This window comes from Flavobacterium sp. 25HG05S-40 (genome assembly GCF_052654735.1).
Genome location: NZ_CP199750.1, coordinates 1,845,261 through 1,861,479, shown reverse-complemented (window position 1 = coordinate 1,861,479; position 16,219 = coordinate 1,845,261). Strand labels below are relative to the sequence as shown.

Genomic DNA, 16,219 nt, shown 5'->3' with positions numbered 1-16,219 from the left:
AAATGGCTATTTCTCTGAAGAATCATTAGTGCTATTTTTATCTTCATCAGGATTGTTCTCGGGTGTTATGGGCGGAACAACTTCGGTAAAGATGTTGGGAGTATTTCCAGCAACAGTTGGTTCGACAACCTCAGTCTTTGTATCCAATACTGTCGTGGTGCTTTGATAACTATATCTCGGAATTTTTATCTTGTGCCATTCGTAGGTTTTGGGCAAGTCATCTCCAAATAAATAACCCCAAGGTTCCAGCGAATCGATTCGGTCAAAAATCACTTTTAGAATGGCAATCATCGGTATAGCAAGAAACATTCCGGTAATACCGCCTAATACATTTCCGATGATAATTCCGATAATGGACACCAACGCATTGATTTGCACTTTTGAATTCACAAACATGGGTACTAAAATGTTATTGTCAATAAACTGAACGATAAGATTTACGACAATGACTCCAACAACTATAGATAAATCCGTTGAACCTGATAATGAGACAACTATACTTAAAATACCGGCAAAAAGAATTCCGATATAAGGCACTAAATTTAAAATGCCGGTAATGATTCCGAGTAATATGAAATATTGAACACCAATAAAATAAAAGCCTATGGTGGTTAAAGTGGCTACAGCCATCATTTCAAAAACTAATCCGGTAATATAACTTTGTACCGCTATTTTTATCTGAAACAGCACTTCGCGGAGCTTCTTATGGTTTTCCGGCGTTACAATTTTACTCAAAAACGTAATAAACAGATTTTGATAATAGAGAAAAAGAAAGGTGTAAATTGGAACCAGCGTAGCATTTAAAAGAATATCGGCAAAAGAGGTTAATGTGTTTCCAACTAGCTGTTTTCCGGTATTTAAGCTGTCTTTTGTGGCTTTGGTCAGAATTTCATTTTGCTCTTTTTTACTTACGTGAAAATTGTCTCGGATTAATTGCTGAATATGTTCAACATGGTACAAGAAGTTGCTTTTAATTTTATCCCAATCATTAGCCATGTCGCTTATTTGCAATGAAATAAAATAAAATATCCCTAAGAAAAGCGTTAAAAACAGTACTATGGCAAATACTACTGCTATGATGTGTGGGAAGCGTAGTTTCTTAATAAAAAAGGTAACTACAGGACGAAGCATTATGGCAAAAAGGAGTGACAATAGCACCGGAGAAATTATTTCCTGGCCAAAATAAAAAATCACAAAAAGGGCTATCAAACAAACTAAAACGACTGTAAGTTTAATGTAGAAAGGAAGTTTCAGCGTGTCAGACATAGTAATTTGTTTTTAGTAAAGTTACAGAATTCAACTATAAGTATTCAAGTAGTGGTAGACTTTTTCTGTAGGAAGTCCAACTACATTGGTATACGAACCCTCTATTTTGGTGATGCCAACCAAACCGATCCATTCTTGAATGCCATAAGCACCGGCTTTATCAAACGGTTTGTAATGGTCCAGATAATAGGTGATAGCTTCATCTGAAAGCGCCGTAAAAGTTACTTTGGTCACTTCAAATAGCGTTTCTGTTTTGGTCTTGGATTTAAAACAAACCGAAGTAATTACTTCATGAGTCGCGTTCGAAAGTGTTCTTAAAATCCCAAAGGCATCCTGATAATCCTTTGGTTTACCTAAGGCTTTATTATTGTGCCAAACAATAGTATCACTCGTAATCAAGAGTTCGTTATCGTTTAACTCTCCTTCAAAGGCATTGGCTTTAAGTTGTGCCAAATAGTTAGTAATTTCAACACCTTGCAGCTGTTCAGGATACACCTCTTCAATATCTTTGAGTCGTATTTCAAAGTCCAAATCGAGGTCGGTAAAAAACTGCTGTCTTCTTGGCGAACCTGAAGCCAAAATGATTTTATGATTTTTGAATTTATCCTTTAGCATTGTATTGGATGTTTAGATTAATCACCAAAACCGACAGTATTCCGAAGAAAATAATCCATTTTAAAACGGTGCTTAACAAATGAAACTCTTCTTTCTTTTGCGCTTTCCAAATCTTTACTAAAAAGAAAATCATCGGTGACACAACAAAAATCAGTCCGTAAATCACTGCAAAATACAGCGCGTTTTCCATTAAATACGTGTTGATGTACCAGAGCAACAATATTGTTGCAACCATCCCTAAACCAAATACAGCTTTAGCAGTTTTATTGATTCCTAAAGCAATAGGGAGTGTACTCATTCCCTGATTATAATCGCCTTCTACATCTTCCATATCTTTCACGATTTCCCGAATTAGGTTGATGATAAAAGCAAAGATCGCATAGTCAATTAGCATCGAAAACATGATACCCATTTCAGCTCTGTTTCCGTCATATGTTGCTGGTAATAAATCAAAAAGACCAATAATCAAAACACTAAACGAAAGGAGTAAAGCTACAATGATATTGCCCACTAAAAGCATTTGTTTCAGACTTGTAGCGTACATATATAATGTTGCTGAAACGATAATAAATGCTCCGGTAAAGCTTGGTCTTTGGATAATATTAGCCAAATAAAAGCCCAATCCAACGCCGGCAATATTGAGTACAAAATAAAGGTTATAGGCTGTTTTCTCTGAAATGCTTCTACCCACAATTAAAGTATCAGCTCGGTTGTCATAATCAGTTTCCTGATCCAGAATATCATTGATTACATATCCAGCCGCTGCAATCAAAACGGTAGACAAAACCAATAATCCAAATTGGAAGTGATCAAGCGCTAAAGGAATGTTCTGCAGTTTTAAAAATCCATAACGAAAAATCAATTGCATAAAAGCAAGCAACAGTAGGTTTTGGTAACGTATGAGTTTTAGAAAGTTCATTTTAGTAGTAAAAGTAATTTGTAATTAATCGTGTTTCCCGTTATAGTACATATGCCATTTTCCTTGTACTTTCATGACTTGTTCAATGACTTCACGCACAGCACCTTTTCCTCCTTTTTTATGAGATATATATTTGCTGATGGCTTTAATTTCAGCACTGGCATCTTGCGGACAGGTTGGCAAACCTACCAATTGCATTACATGAAAATCGGGAATGTCATCACCCATATACAATACTTGTTCGGGATTGATGTTGTAAAGCTCTGTATATTCGTTAAATGTTTCTACTTTATTTGGTGAAGCCAAATGGATATCGGTAATGCCCAGATTTCGCAGTCTAATACGAACACCTTCGTTGTTGCCTCCCGAAATGATACAAACATTATAACCACTTTCGATAGCAGCTTTCATGGCGAAACCATCACGTATGTTCATAATTCGTAACATTTCTCCGGTTGGAGTCACGTGAACGGAACTATCAGTAAGGACGCCGTCGACATCAAATATAAAAGTGTTGATGTTGTGTAATAGTTCTTTATAGCTTTTTCCCATTATCGATAATAGATTTTGTTAGCATTTTATAAATTTCCTTTTGATGCCCATCGGTCAAAAAGTGGAGATGTGCATTTATGGTTTGTGTATCCTGACGTTTTGCTGGTCCGGTTTGCGCTTCCTGTGGCGAAAGCGTTAGGATTTTATTCGCAGTTTCCTGTATCAAAGGCTTTAAGATATCGAATGATAAATTGTTTTCTTTACAGATGTCGCTTCCAATCTGATACAAATGATTGGTGAAATTAGAAACAAATACAGCAGCAATATGCAATGCTTTTCTTTGTTCCGAATTGACATTGTTAACCGAATTGGAAATCGATTTTGCCAACGTTATCAATTGTTCTAAATCTGATTCGTTTTCGGCTTCAATACAAATTGGAATCAACTTAAAATCGACTTCTTTTGTTTTAGAAAAGGTCTGTAATGGATAAAAAACGCCTTTGCGGTTTTTAGTATGTAGGGCATTCATTGGGACACTTCCTGAAGTATGAACTACCAATTGGTTTTCAAACGGAATTTGATTTGCAACAGCAACAATAGCATCATCAGAAACAGCGATTATAGTAACATCAACAGCAATAAGATGGTTTAAATCAGAAATAATTTTGTCAGAAGTAATCAAATGCGATACCACTTCTGGTTGTCTGGAAAACACCTGAACCAATTCAGTTTCAGTACTTTTACTAAAAGCCTGAATCAGATGCTGGGCCACATTTCCCGAACCAATTATGGAGAGTCGAATCATGGGGCTAATTTATCTAAAATTTAAGCAATAGACAACACATTCGGAGTATTATGAATGCTTATACATTCTTATCCTTTTGCTAAAAGCTTTTTTACTGCATAATACAAAAGATGTGCAATCAGAGTGATTCCGCCACCAAAAACCCAACAAGCTCCAATCATTCCCACTACCGGAAGCGCACATCTTGGTTTTTCTTCGATGTTGTTAAACTGAATTTGATATAATATATAGGGAAGTATTAAGAAATAGAATAGAAAGAATAGGGTTAAAATCCAAAGTTTATGGATATTTACCTTCTTAGAGTCAATCATGATATAACAAAAAACCTGTAGAAAAACGATAAGAAAGAAAATTGCTAAAACCATGGTTTTCATTTTGAAATTCTAGAGCAGGAATTGTGCCAACTTCTTTCAGGGTTATCACTACTAAAAATTATTCCTCTCCGTCATCGTTCAGCTTGAACGGATAATCTCCGAAAAGTGCAGCTAAACGTTTCGTTTGATAGGTTTTTTTAGTGTATTTGTTTGACAAAACAATCATAGTTACTTTTTCTTTTCGCAAATTGATGAAACACGAAGTGTTGCCATGCCACCAACCGTTGTGATAATAAAAAGGTTCGCCTTTTTCCCATTCAATCAGTCGGATTCCTAAGCCATAATTTCGGGTTCCTTTGCTTTCATAACTGTAGCCTTTGTAAACTTTTTTGAGCAAATCGGCATTCAAGAAGAATGGTGCATAACGCGCTTTATCAAATTTTAAAATATCTCTCGGAGTCGAATAGATGTTCTTATCGCCATAGATGCCGTCCAAGTAATCGATTCCAATTTCCATGTTGTTGCCTTTATACGATGGGGCAATAATATCGCGGTCTTTGTTGATGTCAAACACAAAAGTATTGGTCATTCCTAACGGATTAAAAATCATTTCCTTCATGGCTTCGGCATACGTCAAACCTGTTACTTTTTCAATCACTAATGCTAACATCGCATAATTGGTATTGCAATAACTGAACCGCGTATCGGTCTTAGTTTCCAGCGGAATTTCCTTCTCAACCATTACGGTAACAATATCTTCATTCGTTAAGGTTTTGTGCTTGTCCCAATTACCGTTTTCAAAAGTAAAATACGCATAATTTTTCATGCCACTTCTATGGTTGAGCAAGGTTTGAATCGTTACCTCTGGATAGGGGAAATTGGTAATGATGGTATTCAGTTTTTGGTCAAGACTTATTTTTTTGGCATCAATGAGCATTAAAACGGCTGTTGAAGTAAGCACTTTACTCACAGAAGCGATGTGCAACGGCATATCTTTTGTAATCATTTCGCCGGTTCTTTTGTTGGCAAAACCCATATAGTTTTCATAGATAATCTGTCCGTCTTTGGCTACCAGAAAAGCGACATTGTCATTCTTTTCCGACCATGTTTTTTCAAAAAACCGACTTACGCCATATCTTTTATCATTAAGGTATGCTTTGGAAAGTCTAGGTAGTTCTTCTTGTAATGGCATCATCACAGGAATACCATTTTTATTGATTTTGACTATGCCTTCTTCTGTTTTTTCCTGTTTGGAACAGGAAGCTGTAAAAAGAACAATGGCTACTAATGGGAAGATATATCGAGTGAATTTGAATGTCATTTTATTTTTTTAGGAAAACAAATATAAGTATTCAATAAAGGTATCAAATTACTTTTCAAGAAACCTATTAACACGTTTTCCACAATGGCTTTTTAACAATAGATTGGGACTTAAGGCAGACTAATGTCATTAAAATACATAGTTGGTATTATTTTCAGAAAAAGCTTTGAAATCGATTTCGTTACAATTACTTTTGGCACCAAATTAAATATGCCCTATGCGATTCGGAATTATAAAAGAAAGGAAAAGTCCACCAGACAGAAGAGTAGTTTTCACGCCTGAAGAACTGGTTCGGTTACAGAATGAACATCCTGAAGCCGTTGTAAAAGTCGAAAGCTCCGATATCCGAGTTTTTAACGATGATGCTTACAGAAATGTAGGTCTTGAAGTTGCCGATGATATTTCGGACTGCGATGTCTTTTTTGGCGTTAAAGAAATTCCTGTGGATTATCTGATTCCAAATAAGAAGTATTTTTTCTTTTCGCATACCATCAAAAAACAAGCACACAATCAAAAATTGTTGCAGGCTATTTTGCAGAAGAATATTGAGCTTTACGACCACGAAACTATTGTTGACGCCAATAACAAACGACTTATAGGTTTTGGACGTTATGCCGGGATTGTTGGAGCTTACAATGGTTTGCGTGGTTTCGGGATTAAATATGATTTGTTCCATATAGCGAAAGCCGAAACATTACAAACAAAAGAAGATTTAATTGTTCGTTTGAAGCGACAAATGCTGCCTAATATCAAAATTGTGTTGACTGGGCATGGTAAGGTCGGAATGGGAGCGAAGGAGATTTTGGACGGTATGAAGATGAAAGAGGTTACTCCGGAAGATTTCTTAAATAAAATCTATTCAGAACCGGTTTATACACAAATTGATGTTTTAGATTACAACAAAAGAATAGACGGAACCAAAGCAGAAAGCAAAAGCGATTTCTACAAACATCCCGAAGCTTATACTTCAAATTTTGAACGTTTTTCAAAAGTAGCCGATATCTTCATGGCGGGACATTTTCACGCTAACGGTTCGCCTGATATTCTAACCCGTGAAATGCTGAATGCACCAGACAATAAAATACAAGTAGTCGCTGACATTTCATGTGATGTGGATGGTCCCATTGCCTGTACCACAAAAGCTTCGACAATTGCCGACCCGTTTTTTGGCTATTTACCAAGTTCAGGTCAAGAAGTTCCTTATACACATCCGGGTTCGATAATGGTAATGTCAGTAGATAATTTACCATGTGAATTGCCCAAAGACGCCAGCGAAGGTTTTGGAGAAATGTTTATGAAACATGTTATTCCAGCCTTTTTCAATGGAGATAAAGACGGCATTTTGGCTCGGGCTAAAATGACAGAAAACGGAAAGTTGACACAGCGCTTTGCCTATCTTCAAGATTATGCCAGTGGGCAAGTTGTTCAGAGCTAATACTATATCTTAGGTTAATAATTAAATAATAATCCCGAAGTATTCGGGATTATTTGTTTTTAAAAAGTTCCTATATTTAGCCAATTTTACGTTACCATTATAACCGCTATCATTAAGTGTTCTCTTTTTACTATTAAATATGAAAAAACTACTATTTCTTGGTATATTCCTTTCTACATTATCAATGCATTCGCAAAGTGTTTCATCTCCTTCTGGATTTATTAAGTTCGATTTTTCTTTATCAGCCGATGGAAAGCCAACCTATCAAGTTTCCTATAAAAACAAGCCCATTGTAAAAACCAGTTCTTTGGGAATCAAGCTCAAGGAAGGCGGCGATTTGACTGCAGGTTTTACCATTGACAGTGTAGGTAGAGGAGCTACTGTTGATACCTATTGGACGCCCGTTTTAGGGGAGCAATCTACCATTAGAAATAATTACAATGAACTTACAATCGCTTTAAAACAAAAAAGTTCTGATCGAAATTTGAATATCATTTTTAGGATTTTTAACGAAGGAATAGCGTTTCGTTATGATTTTCCAAAACAGTCTAAGCTGAATTATTTTATAATTTCAGATGAAGTATCGGAGTTTCATTTAACCGGTAATCATAAAGCCTTTTGGTTACCCGGAGATTTTGACAGTCAGGAATATGCTTATACAGAAAGTAAACTTTCTGAAATCAATACGGATAAAATCGATTTAAATAACGGTATTGGTCTCAAAAGTATCGCTGGAAAATATATAGTGCAATCGCCTATAATGATGAAATCTGCCGATAATGTATATTTAAATATTTTTGAAGCTGCTGTAGTGAATTATCCCATCATGCATTTAGATTTGGTGCCCAATGAGTTCAAATTTACATCACATTTAGTTCCGAATGCCCTTGGTAATAAAGCGTATTTGCAAACACCTTGTGTTTCGCCTTGGAGAACCATTATGATAAGTAGTGATGCCCGAGATATTGTGGGATCGAAAATGATTTTAAACCTAAACGAACCTTCTAAGATTGAGGATACTTCGTGGATTAAACCCATGAAATATGTTGGAGTTTGGTGGGAAATGCACGTCGGAAAATCTACTTGGGATTATGCAGGTTCTCAAAATGCTCAGAATACAGAGTCTAAAGAATTAATTGCCAGCGGAAAGCATGGTGCCACTACTGCTAATACCAAAAGATATATCGATTTTGCTGCGAAGCATGGATTTGATGGTGTTTTGGTCGAAGGTTGGAACGTAGGCTGGGAAGACTGGTTTGGTAATTGGAAAGAGGAAGTATTTGATTTCACAACTCCTTATCCTGATTTTGATTTAGAAGAAGTGAATACGTACGCTAAGTCGAAAGGAATTAAAATGATAATGCACCATGAAACTTCGGGATCTGTGGCGAACTATGAAAGACATTTGGACAGAGCTTTAGAGTTGATGAAAAAATACGGCTATCCTGCTGCTAAATCGGGTTATGTGGGCAGAATTATACCGCGTGGTGAATTTCACGATGGGCAAACGATGGTCAATCATTTCAACGCGGTAGCTAGAAGATTTGCAGATTATAAAATGATGGTCAATTCTCATGAAAGTTCCCGCCCAACAGGTTATAGCAGAACGTATCCAAATTATATTGCGGCTGAAGCAGCTCGTGGAAATGAATTCAATGCATGGAGTAATGGGAATCCACCAAGTCATGAAACCATTCTCCCTTTTACCCGCTTATTAGGAGGACCAATGGACTATACGCCCGGCATTTTTGAAGTTAAAATGAATATTTACGACAAAACCAAAACGGCTCAGGTTCATACTACTTTAGCCAAACAACTGGCCTTGTATGTAACGATGTATTCTCCCTTACAAATGGCGGCTGACTTACCTGAAAATTATGAAAAGTACCCTGATGCTTTCCAGTTTATCAAAGATGTAGCTGTGGATTGGCAAGATTCTAAATATATTGAGGCAGAACCCGGAGATTATCTTACGGTTGCTCGTAAGGATAAAAAATCTGAGAACTGGTTTTTAGGCGCCATTACAGATGAAAATGCAAGAGATACGCAAATAAATTTAGATTTTTTAACCCCAAACAAAAAGTATAAAGCTACTATTTATCAGGATGGTAAGGATGCAGATTGGAAGATAAATCCAAAATCCTACATGATAAAAACTATACAAGTTACCTCAAAGTCAAAAATTAATTTACATTTGGCTCAAGGAGGTGGAGCAGCTATTTCATTTCAACCAATCAACTAACTACCAAAAAAATATAATTTATGAGTACGACTAAAACCAATTATCCTGCACTGTATACCTTAATTACCGTTTTTTTCTTTTGGGGATTTATAGCGGCTGGAAACAGCATTTTTATCCCTTTTTGTAAAAGTTATTTTTCTTTAGATCAGTTTCAATCGCAGTTGGTTGACTTTGCATTCTATACCGCTTATTATATTGGTGCTTTATTGCTATTTGCGCTTGGAAATATGAGTGGAAACGATATTGTTGGAAAATGGGGTTACAAAAAGAGCATTGTTTACGGGCTTTTGTTCTCTGCTTTGGGAGCAGGAGCAATGATTGTTGCTGTTGAAGCCAATTTATATGCCGGAATGCTGGTGGGATTATTTATTGTGGCACTTGGATTCTCTTTACAACAGACAGCGGCTAATCCGTTTGCAATTTTACTTGGTGACCCTAAAACAGGCGCAAGTAGGGTAAATCTTGGTGGAGGAATCAATTCGTTTGGTACTACTATTGGACCTATCGTAGTTGCTTTAGCCTTATTTGGAACTGCTGCTTCTGTTTCTGAAGATCAAATAAAAAGCCTAGAGTTAAGTAAAGTCGTTATTTTATATATTGGTGTTGGATTACTATTTATCGCCGCTGCAGGATTATTTTATTTTTCAAAAAAGGTACCTTCAGGAATTTCTGAAGAGAAGATGGAAAAGGCTAACAAAGCACTGTGGGTATTAGTAATAATGACTATTTTATTGGCTGCTTGTTTTATTCCGATTTTTAAAACATATCAAATTGATGCAACCGATTTTAGTGATTCTGATATGAGTAATTTGGAACACTACAGAATGAATTGGCTTTTAGGTGCCTTAGCTGTTGTTGTATGTGGTTTATTATTTTCGTATGCCGCAGCTCAGAAAAAAGCGGAAGGCTGGGGTGCTATGCAATATCCGCAATTAGTTTTGGGCATGTTGGCCATTTTTACATACGTCGGAGTTGAAGTAGCCATCGGAAGTAACTTGGGAAGTTTACTAAATTTAAAAGAATTTGGAAGCTTACAATCGTCAGACATTGCTCCTTATGTTTCGATGTATTGGGGAAGTTTGATGATCGGCCGATGGGCTGGAGCCATTAGTGTATTTAATCTGAAAGGAAATAGCAAAACCATTGCATTGGTTGTTATTCCGTTGATTGCCTTTGGAATTATCTTGGCAGTTAATATACTTTCAGGAAAAGATATGAAACCATTGTATTATTATGTTTTTTGTGTTCTTATACAAATTGCTGCCTTCTTTTTAAGTAAAGATAAACCTGCACGTACCTTGATGATTTTTGGCAGTTTCGGAATAATAGCTATGATTGTCGGCTTGCTTTCTTCAGGAACTATAGCTATTTATGCTTTCCTTGCCGGAGGTTTGGCCTGCAGTATTATGTGGCCTGCCATTTTTAGTTTGTCTATAATTGGATTAGGAAAATATACCTCTCAGGGATCAGCATTTTTGATTATGATGATTTTAGGAGGAGGTATTATTCCGCCAATTCAAGGAAAATTATCCGATATCATAGGGATTCACCAATCGTATATTATTGCAGTAGTTTGCTTTGCTTATTTAACACTTTTTGCTTTTCTTGTAAAGGGAATTCTTAAGAAACAAAACATTGATGTTGATAGCATCGAAATGGAAGAAAGCCATTAATTTTATAATCATAAAAATCAAAAATCCCGCATCGTCTTGCAACTTTGCGGGATTTTTTCATCAAAACCTAACCAATCAATCTTAATTTAGCCTTATTTTCTTTATTTATCGTTTTCTACTTTTGCTTTAGTACCATCAGCTTTATAATAGTAGTAATCGTTGTCGTTGTGGGTTGACGCTGTATAGTTATTATAATCGTCATAATTGTAAGCATACCCTGAGTTGTTGTACCCTTTGATTCGTCCGATGGTATCAACTATTTCACCTCTTCGATTGTATACAATTCGCATACCACCAATCTGGGTCAATGCTGTTCTGTTGTATTTCATATAGACGGTTCCAATACGGCTTACTCTGTCTCTACTGTCGTAGTTGATAAACGTATTACCAACTCTTCTAACTCTACCAAAACTATCATGTTCTATTCGAGTGCCATAGTTTGACGTTCTCCTACCTTGAGCAATACCACCTCTTTTTCCGGCTGCTTTATAAAAATAGTCATCTTCACTATCTTGTGGTCTCGTATTAAAATCAAATTCTCCATTTGGAAAAACGAAAAACTCAATGCCTCGTTCTGTAAAAGAGATTGGCTCATCAAAGCTATATCTCGTTCTCATGGCTTCATCAGAAGTTGTGATTATTTCTGATGCATTCGCTACACTTCCAACCAGTAAAATGCTAGCTACTAAAAGGGTAATTTTTTTCATAATCATGCTTATTTTGAGTTTTTTGCTTACTCTTCCGATTTTCAGCTGCTTCGAACAAATTCGCTTTGTTGTTTAGCGTATTCCAAACGGTGTGCCATTGTGTCAAATTCAATTCTTAAGGTTTGATTAATATAGATTAACTTAAAGATAATCAGCAAATTAAGAATGTAATTACAGTAGTGGTTATCCATTTAAATTGATGGACATCTATTTTTTAGATGTTTTTTTTAGTACATTTGTTTCTATTTATGATTAAAAAGAATAATATAATCCTAACCCATCAATGAAAAAAAACCTACTACAATTTTCATTTAGTCTACTATTATTGTTTGTTACAAAAGGATATAGTCAACAATATGTTCCTTATTATGGCAACATTGTAGAGCAAGTTTCCGAAAGCAATGTCCTTAACAATCTAACTGAATTTGAAAATCTAGGTGTAAAAAGAAGAGGTACAACACCGTTGCAAAACACGCTCAATTGGCTAAAGGCTGAATATTTAAGTTATGGATATACTGCAGCTCAAATGCAGGAATACAGCTTTAGTAATGGGAATACTACCTGCAAAAATTTGGTTGTAACCAAGGTTGGAACGCTATATCCGAACAAGTTTATCATTTTATGTGGTCATTACGATACGATTAACGGAAAAGGGACCAATGACAACGGTAGCGGTATCGTCACTATTTTTGAAGTAGCCCGTTTATTGCGCACGATTCCAACAGAATATTCTATAAAATTCATCAATTTTAGTGGTGAGGAAGACGGATTGATTGGTAGTCAAAACTTTGTTTCTAATGTAGTCAATGCTACTTCGCCAAAAATGGATATTCGTTTGGTTTTTAATATTGATGAAGTAGGAGGAAGAGCCGATATGACCAATGATACTATTACTTGCGAGCGTGATACCGGAAGTCCGACTTCTAACAATGCGGCCTCTAATATTATTACCAACGAATTAATGACCTGCGTGGAATTGTATTCTCCCTTAAACACCTATTTAAGTTATGCGTATGCTTCTGATTATTTGCCTTTTGAGGAAAATAATGAAGTAATCACTGGTTTTTTTGAAAAAAATGAAACGCCACACCGACATACGTCTAGCGATTTATTAATCAACATGGATCCGGTGTATGTTTATAACATTGCAAAAGCAGCAACGGGAGCGATATTACATTTTGCTAAAGCAACTACCACAGCTTTAGGAAGTGAAGAATTTCAAAATGAGAATCAGGTTTCTTTTTTTCCTAGTCCGGCCACAGATGCATTGCATATAAGTTTAGGGTCATTAAAAGAGACAAAATATACTTTTTCGATGCTGGATTTGCAAGGAAAAGCGGTTTTGACAAAGGAAATAGAGAACGCTTCTTTAGTAGAAACAATTTCATTACAAGGATTGGCAAAAGGTATATATTTAGCAGTACTCCAAACCGGAACAAAGAAAATAACGAAGAAGATTATAGTAGAATAATGAAATTTCCACCAATAAAAAAGCCTCTCCATAGAGAGGCTTTTTTATTATAATTTATCTTTCAGATAATATCCGGTTACGGATTTCTTATTTTTTACAATATCTTCAGGAGTTCCGATTGCAAGTATTTGTCCACCGTTTTCGCCTCCTTCGGGACCCAAATCCACAATCCAATCGGCACATTTGATTAAGTCGAGATTATGTTCAATAACAATGATAGAATGACCTTTATCTATCAAAGCATCAAAAGAAGCCAATAGCTTTTTAATATCATGAAAATGCAAACCGGTAGTGGGTTCATCAAATACAAAAAGGGCTTTTTCTTTGGTAACGCCTTTGACCAGAAACGAGGCTAATTTAATACGTTGCGCCTCACCACCGGAAAGGGTAGAAGAGGACTGTCCTAATTGAACATATCCCAGACCTACATCTTGAAGGGGTTGTAGTTTTTGAGTGATTTTGGTCTGTTTAAATTCGGTAAAAAAGGCTATAGCATCATCAATAGTCATCGTCAGGATATCATCGATGTTTTTGCCTTCAAAAGCTACTTCGAGTACTTCTTTCTTAAAACGTTTTCCGCCACAGGTATCGCAAGGCAGAGAAACATCAGCCATAAATACCATTTCCACATTGATAGAACCTTCGCCTTTACAGGTTTCGCAACGTCCTCCGTCTACATTAAAAGAAAAATGTTTGGCCTGATAGCCTCTAATTTTAGATAGTTTTTCTTTGGAATATAAATCTCTAATATCGTCGTAAGCTTTAATATATGTAACCGGATTAGAGCGCGAGCTTCTTCCGATAGGATTTTGATCTACGTATTCAATATGTTTGATATGAGCAAAACTTCCGGTAAGTTCACTGAATTGCCCCGCTTTGTCGCCAATACCTTCCAGCTTCTTTTGCATGGCTGGAAAAAGGATTTTCTTTACCAACGTACTTTTTCCACTACCCGAAACTCCGGTAATAACAGTCAAACTTTCAAGTGGAAAAGTAACGTCTACATTCTGCAGATTGTTTTCTCGAGCTCCTTTGATTTCGATGAAATTATTCGACTTTCTGCGTTTGTTGGGTACCGCAATTTCTAATTGACCGTTTAGGTATTTTGCCGTTAAGGAATCGGCTTGAAGGATCTCATCAAAAGTACCTTCGGCGACTAATTCTCCTCCAAAAGTTCCGGCTTCCGGGCCAATATCAATAATACGGTCGGCTGCTTTCATAATGTCTTCATCATGTTCTACCACAATGACAGTATTGCCCAAATCGCGTAGATTCTTCAAGACCTTAATCAAGCGTTCCGTATCTTTTGGATGCAAACCAATACTAGGTTCATCTAGGATGTACATAGAACCTACCAAACTGCTTCCTAGAGAAGTAGCTAGGTTAATACGTTGGGATTCACCGCCAGAAAGCGTAGCCGAATTTCGATTTAAGGTCAGATAATCCAAACCAACATCACTAAGGAATGCCAATCGGTTGTTGATTTCAATCAGAAGGCGTTTGGCAACTTTTAGGTCGTATTCAGAAAGTGTAAGTTCGGTAAAAAAAGGAATCAATCTTTTGATTGAAAGGTCGACCAATTCAGATATGGTTTTTCCACCAACGGTAATATAATTAGTTTCCTTGCGTAAACGCTTGCCTTTACAAGCCGTACATTTGGTTTTACCGCGATACCGCGATAACATTACACGGTTTTGAATTTTATAATTTTTTTCTTCTAACTCCTTGAAAAAGTCATCTAAACCAGTGAAATAGGCATTTCCTTTCCAAACCAACTCCTGTTGCTCTTCGGTTAGTTCAAAATAAGGCTTGTGAATAGGGAAATCAAATTTATAAGCATTGTTTACCAATTGATCACGATACCAGCTCATACTTTCGCCACGCCATGGGAAAACAGCATTTTCAAACACAGAAAGGGCTGTATTGGGAATAACCAATTCTTCATCGATGCCGATAATGTTTCCATAACCCTCGCAGACTGGGCAAGCTCCGTAAGGATTGTTAAAACTAAACAAGTGAATATTCGGCTCCAAAAATATCATACCATCTAATTCGAAATTAGCGCTAAACGTTAAACGTGTATTATGTTCCAACTCCTGCAAATAGCAAACACCTTTGCCTTCAAAGAAAGCGGTTTGGGTAGCATCGGCCAATCGGTTATAAAACTCTTCTTCTTCTTTAACTACAATTCGGTCAATAATCAGTAAAATATCCTTATTATGCAGGGAATGCTGTTTGATTTCGTCTAAGCGCACCATTTCGTTATCGACTAAAATACGCGCAAAACCTTGCTGTAAAAGGACTTTTAGCTTATCTTCTAGAGCTCTGCCTTCTTCCAAATAAATAGGGGAAAGTAGGAGCCACTTGCTGTCAATAGGAAACGTTTTTACTTTCGCTATGACATCGGTAACATTATCCTTTTTGACTTCATTCCCTGAAATTGGAGAAAACGTTTTACCAATTCGAGCAAAAAGCAGCTTCAAATAATCATAAATTTCGGTAGAAGTACCCACCGTCGAACGAGCATTGGTAGTATTTACTTTTTGTTCGATAGCGATTGCCGGCGCAATTCCTTTGATGTACTCAACTTTAGGCTTGTCGAGTCTTCCTAAAAACTGTCGTGCATAAGACGACAAGCTTTCCACATAGCGTCTTTGCCCTTCCGCATAGAGCGTATCAAATGCCAAACTGGATTTCCCGGAACCAGATAATCCGGTGATTACAACCAATTCATTTCTCGGAATCACAACATCCAAATTTTTTAAATTATGGATTTGAGCACCCTTAATGAGGATGTTTTTCTTAGGTTCTAAAGTAGCAATCTCGGAACTCTTCATAGCAAAAAAGTTAATGTCGGCAAAGATACTCATTTCTACACAGAGAAACTATCTAAGGCTATCATAGATTGGAGCTATTTGATGTTAAAATAGTAGCAATATGTATGTTTGATATTTATTAA

Annotated in this window: 13 protein-coding genes; 4 read left to right on the top strand and 9 right to left on the bottom strand. The window is 36.4% G+C overall.

The genetic code is table 11. From position 1 onward, the window contains the following. Positions 1 to 6: 6 nt before the first annotated feature. The 7 genes from ACULEU_RS08055 to ACULEU_RS08025 form a co-directional block, all read right to left on the bottom strand. Positions 7 to 1,266 (bottom strand): AI-2E family transporter, encoded by a 1,260-nt coding sequence (locus ACULEU_RS08055; protein ID WP_445452089.1) that lies wholly within the window; start codon positions 1,264 to 1,266, stop codon positions 7 to 9. A 30-nt stretch (positions 1,267 to 1,296) separates the two neighbouring features. Further along, positions 1,297 to 1,881 carry a Maf-like protein gene (locus tag ACULEU_RS08050; RefSeq protein ID WP_445452088.1) on the bottom strand — a complete coding sequence of 195 codons (585 nt, stop codon included), beginning with the start codon at positions 1,879 to 1,881 and terminating at the stop codon, positions 1,297 to 1,299. Then, a complete protein-coding gene (locus tag ACULEU_RS08045) occupies positions 1,868 to 2,800 on the bottom strand; it encodes a geranylgeranylglycerol-phosphate geranylgeranyltransferase (protein ID WP_445452087.1) in 933 nt (310 codons plus the stop codon). The genes ACULEU_RS08050 and ACULEU_RS08045 overlap by 14 nt, the downstream gene beginning before the upstream one ends. Positions 2,801 to 2,824: 24 nt before the next feature. Continuing rightward, positions 2,825 to 3,352 (bottom strand): KdsC family phosphatase, encoded by a 528-nt coding sequence (locus ACULEU_RS08040; protein WP_445452086.1) that lies wholly within the window; start codon positions 3,350 to 3,352, stop codon positions 2,825 to 2,827. After that, positions 3,336 to 4,097, bottom strand: a complete 762-nt coding sequence (locus ACULEU_RS08035; RefSeq protein ID WP_445452085.1) for a Rossmann-like and DUF2520 domain-containing protein — start codon at positions 4,095 to 4,097, stop codon at positions 3,336 to 3,338. The genes ACULEU_RS08040 and ACULEU_RS08035 overlap by 17 nt, the downstream gene beginning before the upstream one ends. 68 nt (positions 4,098 to 4,165) lie before the next feature. Then, positions 4,166 to 4,462: a hypothetical protein gene (locus ACULEU_RS08030; RefSeq protein ID WP_445452084.1), complete on the bottom strand. Its 297-nt coding sequence runs from the start codon at positions 4,460 to 4,462 to the stop codon at positions 4,166 to 4,168. A gap of 67 nt (positions 4,463 to 4,529) precedes the next feature. Next, positions 4,530 to 5,732 carry a serine hydrolase domain-containing protein gene (locus ACULEU_RS08025; RefSeq protein WP_445452083.1) on the bottom strand — a complete coding sequence of 401 codons (1,203 nt, stop codon included), beginning with the start codon at positions 5,730 to 5,732 and terminating at the stop codon, positions 4,530 to 4,532. 217 nt (positions 5,733 to 5,949) lie between these two features. Between ACULEU_RS08025 and ACULEU_RS08020 the strand changes: the two genes are divergently transcribed. From ACULEU_RS08020 to ACULEU_RS08010, 3 genes are all read left to right on the top strand, one after another. Next, complete coding sequence (locus ACULEU_RS08020) at positions 5,950 to 7,167, top strand: NAD(P)-dependent oxidoreductase (RefSeq protein WP_445452082.1); 1,218 nt, start codon at positions 5,950 to 5,952, stop codon at positions 7,165 to 7,167. Between the two features lie 139 nt (positions 7,168 to 7,306). Further along, the gene (locus ACULEU_RS08015) at positions 7,307 to 9,409 is read left to right on the top strand and encodes a glycoside hydrolase family 97 protein (protein ID WP_445452081.1); all 2,103 of its coding nucleotides are present in this window, start codon (positions 7,307 to 7,309) and stop codon (positions 9,407 to 9,409) included. Between the two features lie 20 nt (positions 9,410 to 9,429). Then, positions 9,430 to 11,082, top strand: coding sequence for an MFS transporter (locus tag ACULEU_RS08010; RefSeq protein ID WP_445452080.1), 1,653 nt, complete (start codon positions 9,430 to 9,432; stop codon positions 11,080 to 11,082). A 101-nt stretch (positions 11,083 to 11,183) separates the two neighbouring features. Here ACULEU_RS08010 and ACULEU_RS08005 read toward each other — a convergent pair whose 3' ends face one another. Further along, positions 11,184 to 11,789 carry a hypothetical protein gene (locus ACULEU_RS08005; protein WP_445452079.1) on the bottom strand — a complete coding sequence of 202 codons (606 nt, stop codon included), beginning with the start codon at positions 11,787 to 11,789 and terminating at the stop codon, positions 11,184 to 11,186. A 283-nt stretch (positions 11,790 to 12,072) separates the two neighbouring features. Here ACULEU_RS08005 and ACULEU_RS08000 point away from each other — a divergent pair, with 283 nt between their 5' ends. Continuing rightward, positions 12,073 to 13,260, top strand: a complete 1,188-nt coding sequence (locus ACULEU_RS08000; protein ID WP_445452078.1) for a M28 family peptidase — start codon at positions 12,073 to 12,075, stop codon at positions 13,258 to 13,260. A gap of 47 nt (positions 13,261 to 13,307) precedes the next feature. On the opposite strand, the gene uvrA is transcribed toward ACULEU_RS08000, so the two are convergent. Further along, positions 13,308 to 16,097: an excinuclease ABC subunit UvrA gene (gene uvrA / locus ACULEU_RS07995; RefSeq protein ID WP_445452077.1), complete on the bottom strand. Its 2,790-nt coding sequence runs from the start codon at positions 16,095 to 16,097 to the stop codon at positions 13,308 to 13,310. Between the last annotated feature and the right edge of the window lie 122 nt (positions 16,098 to 16,219).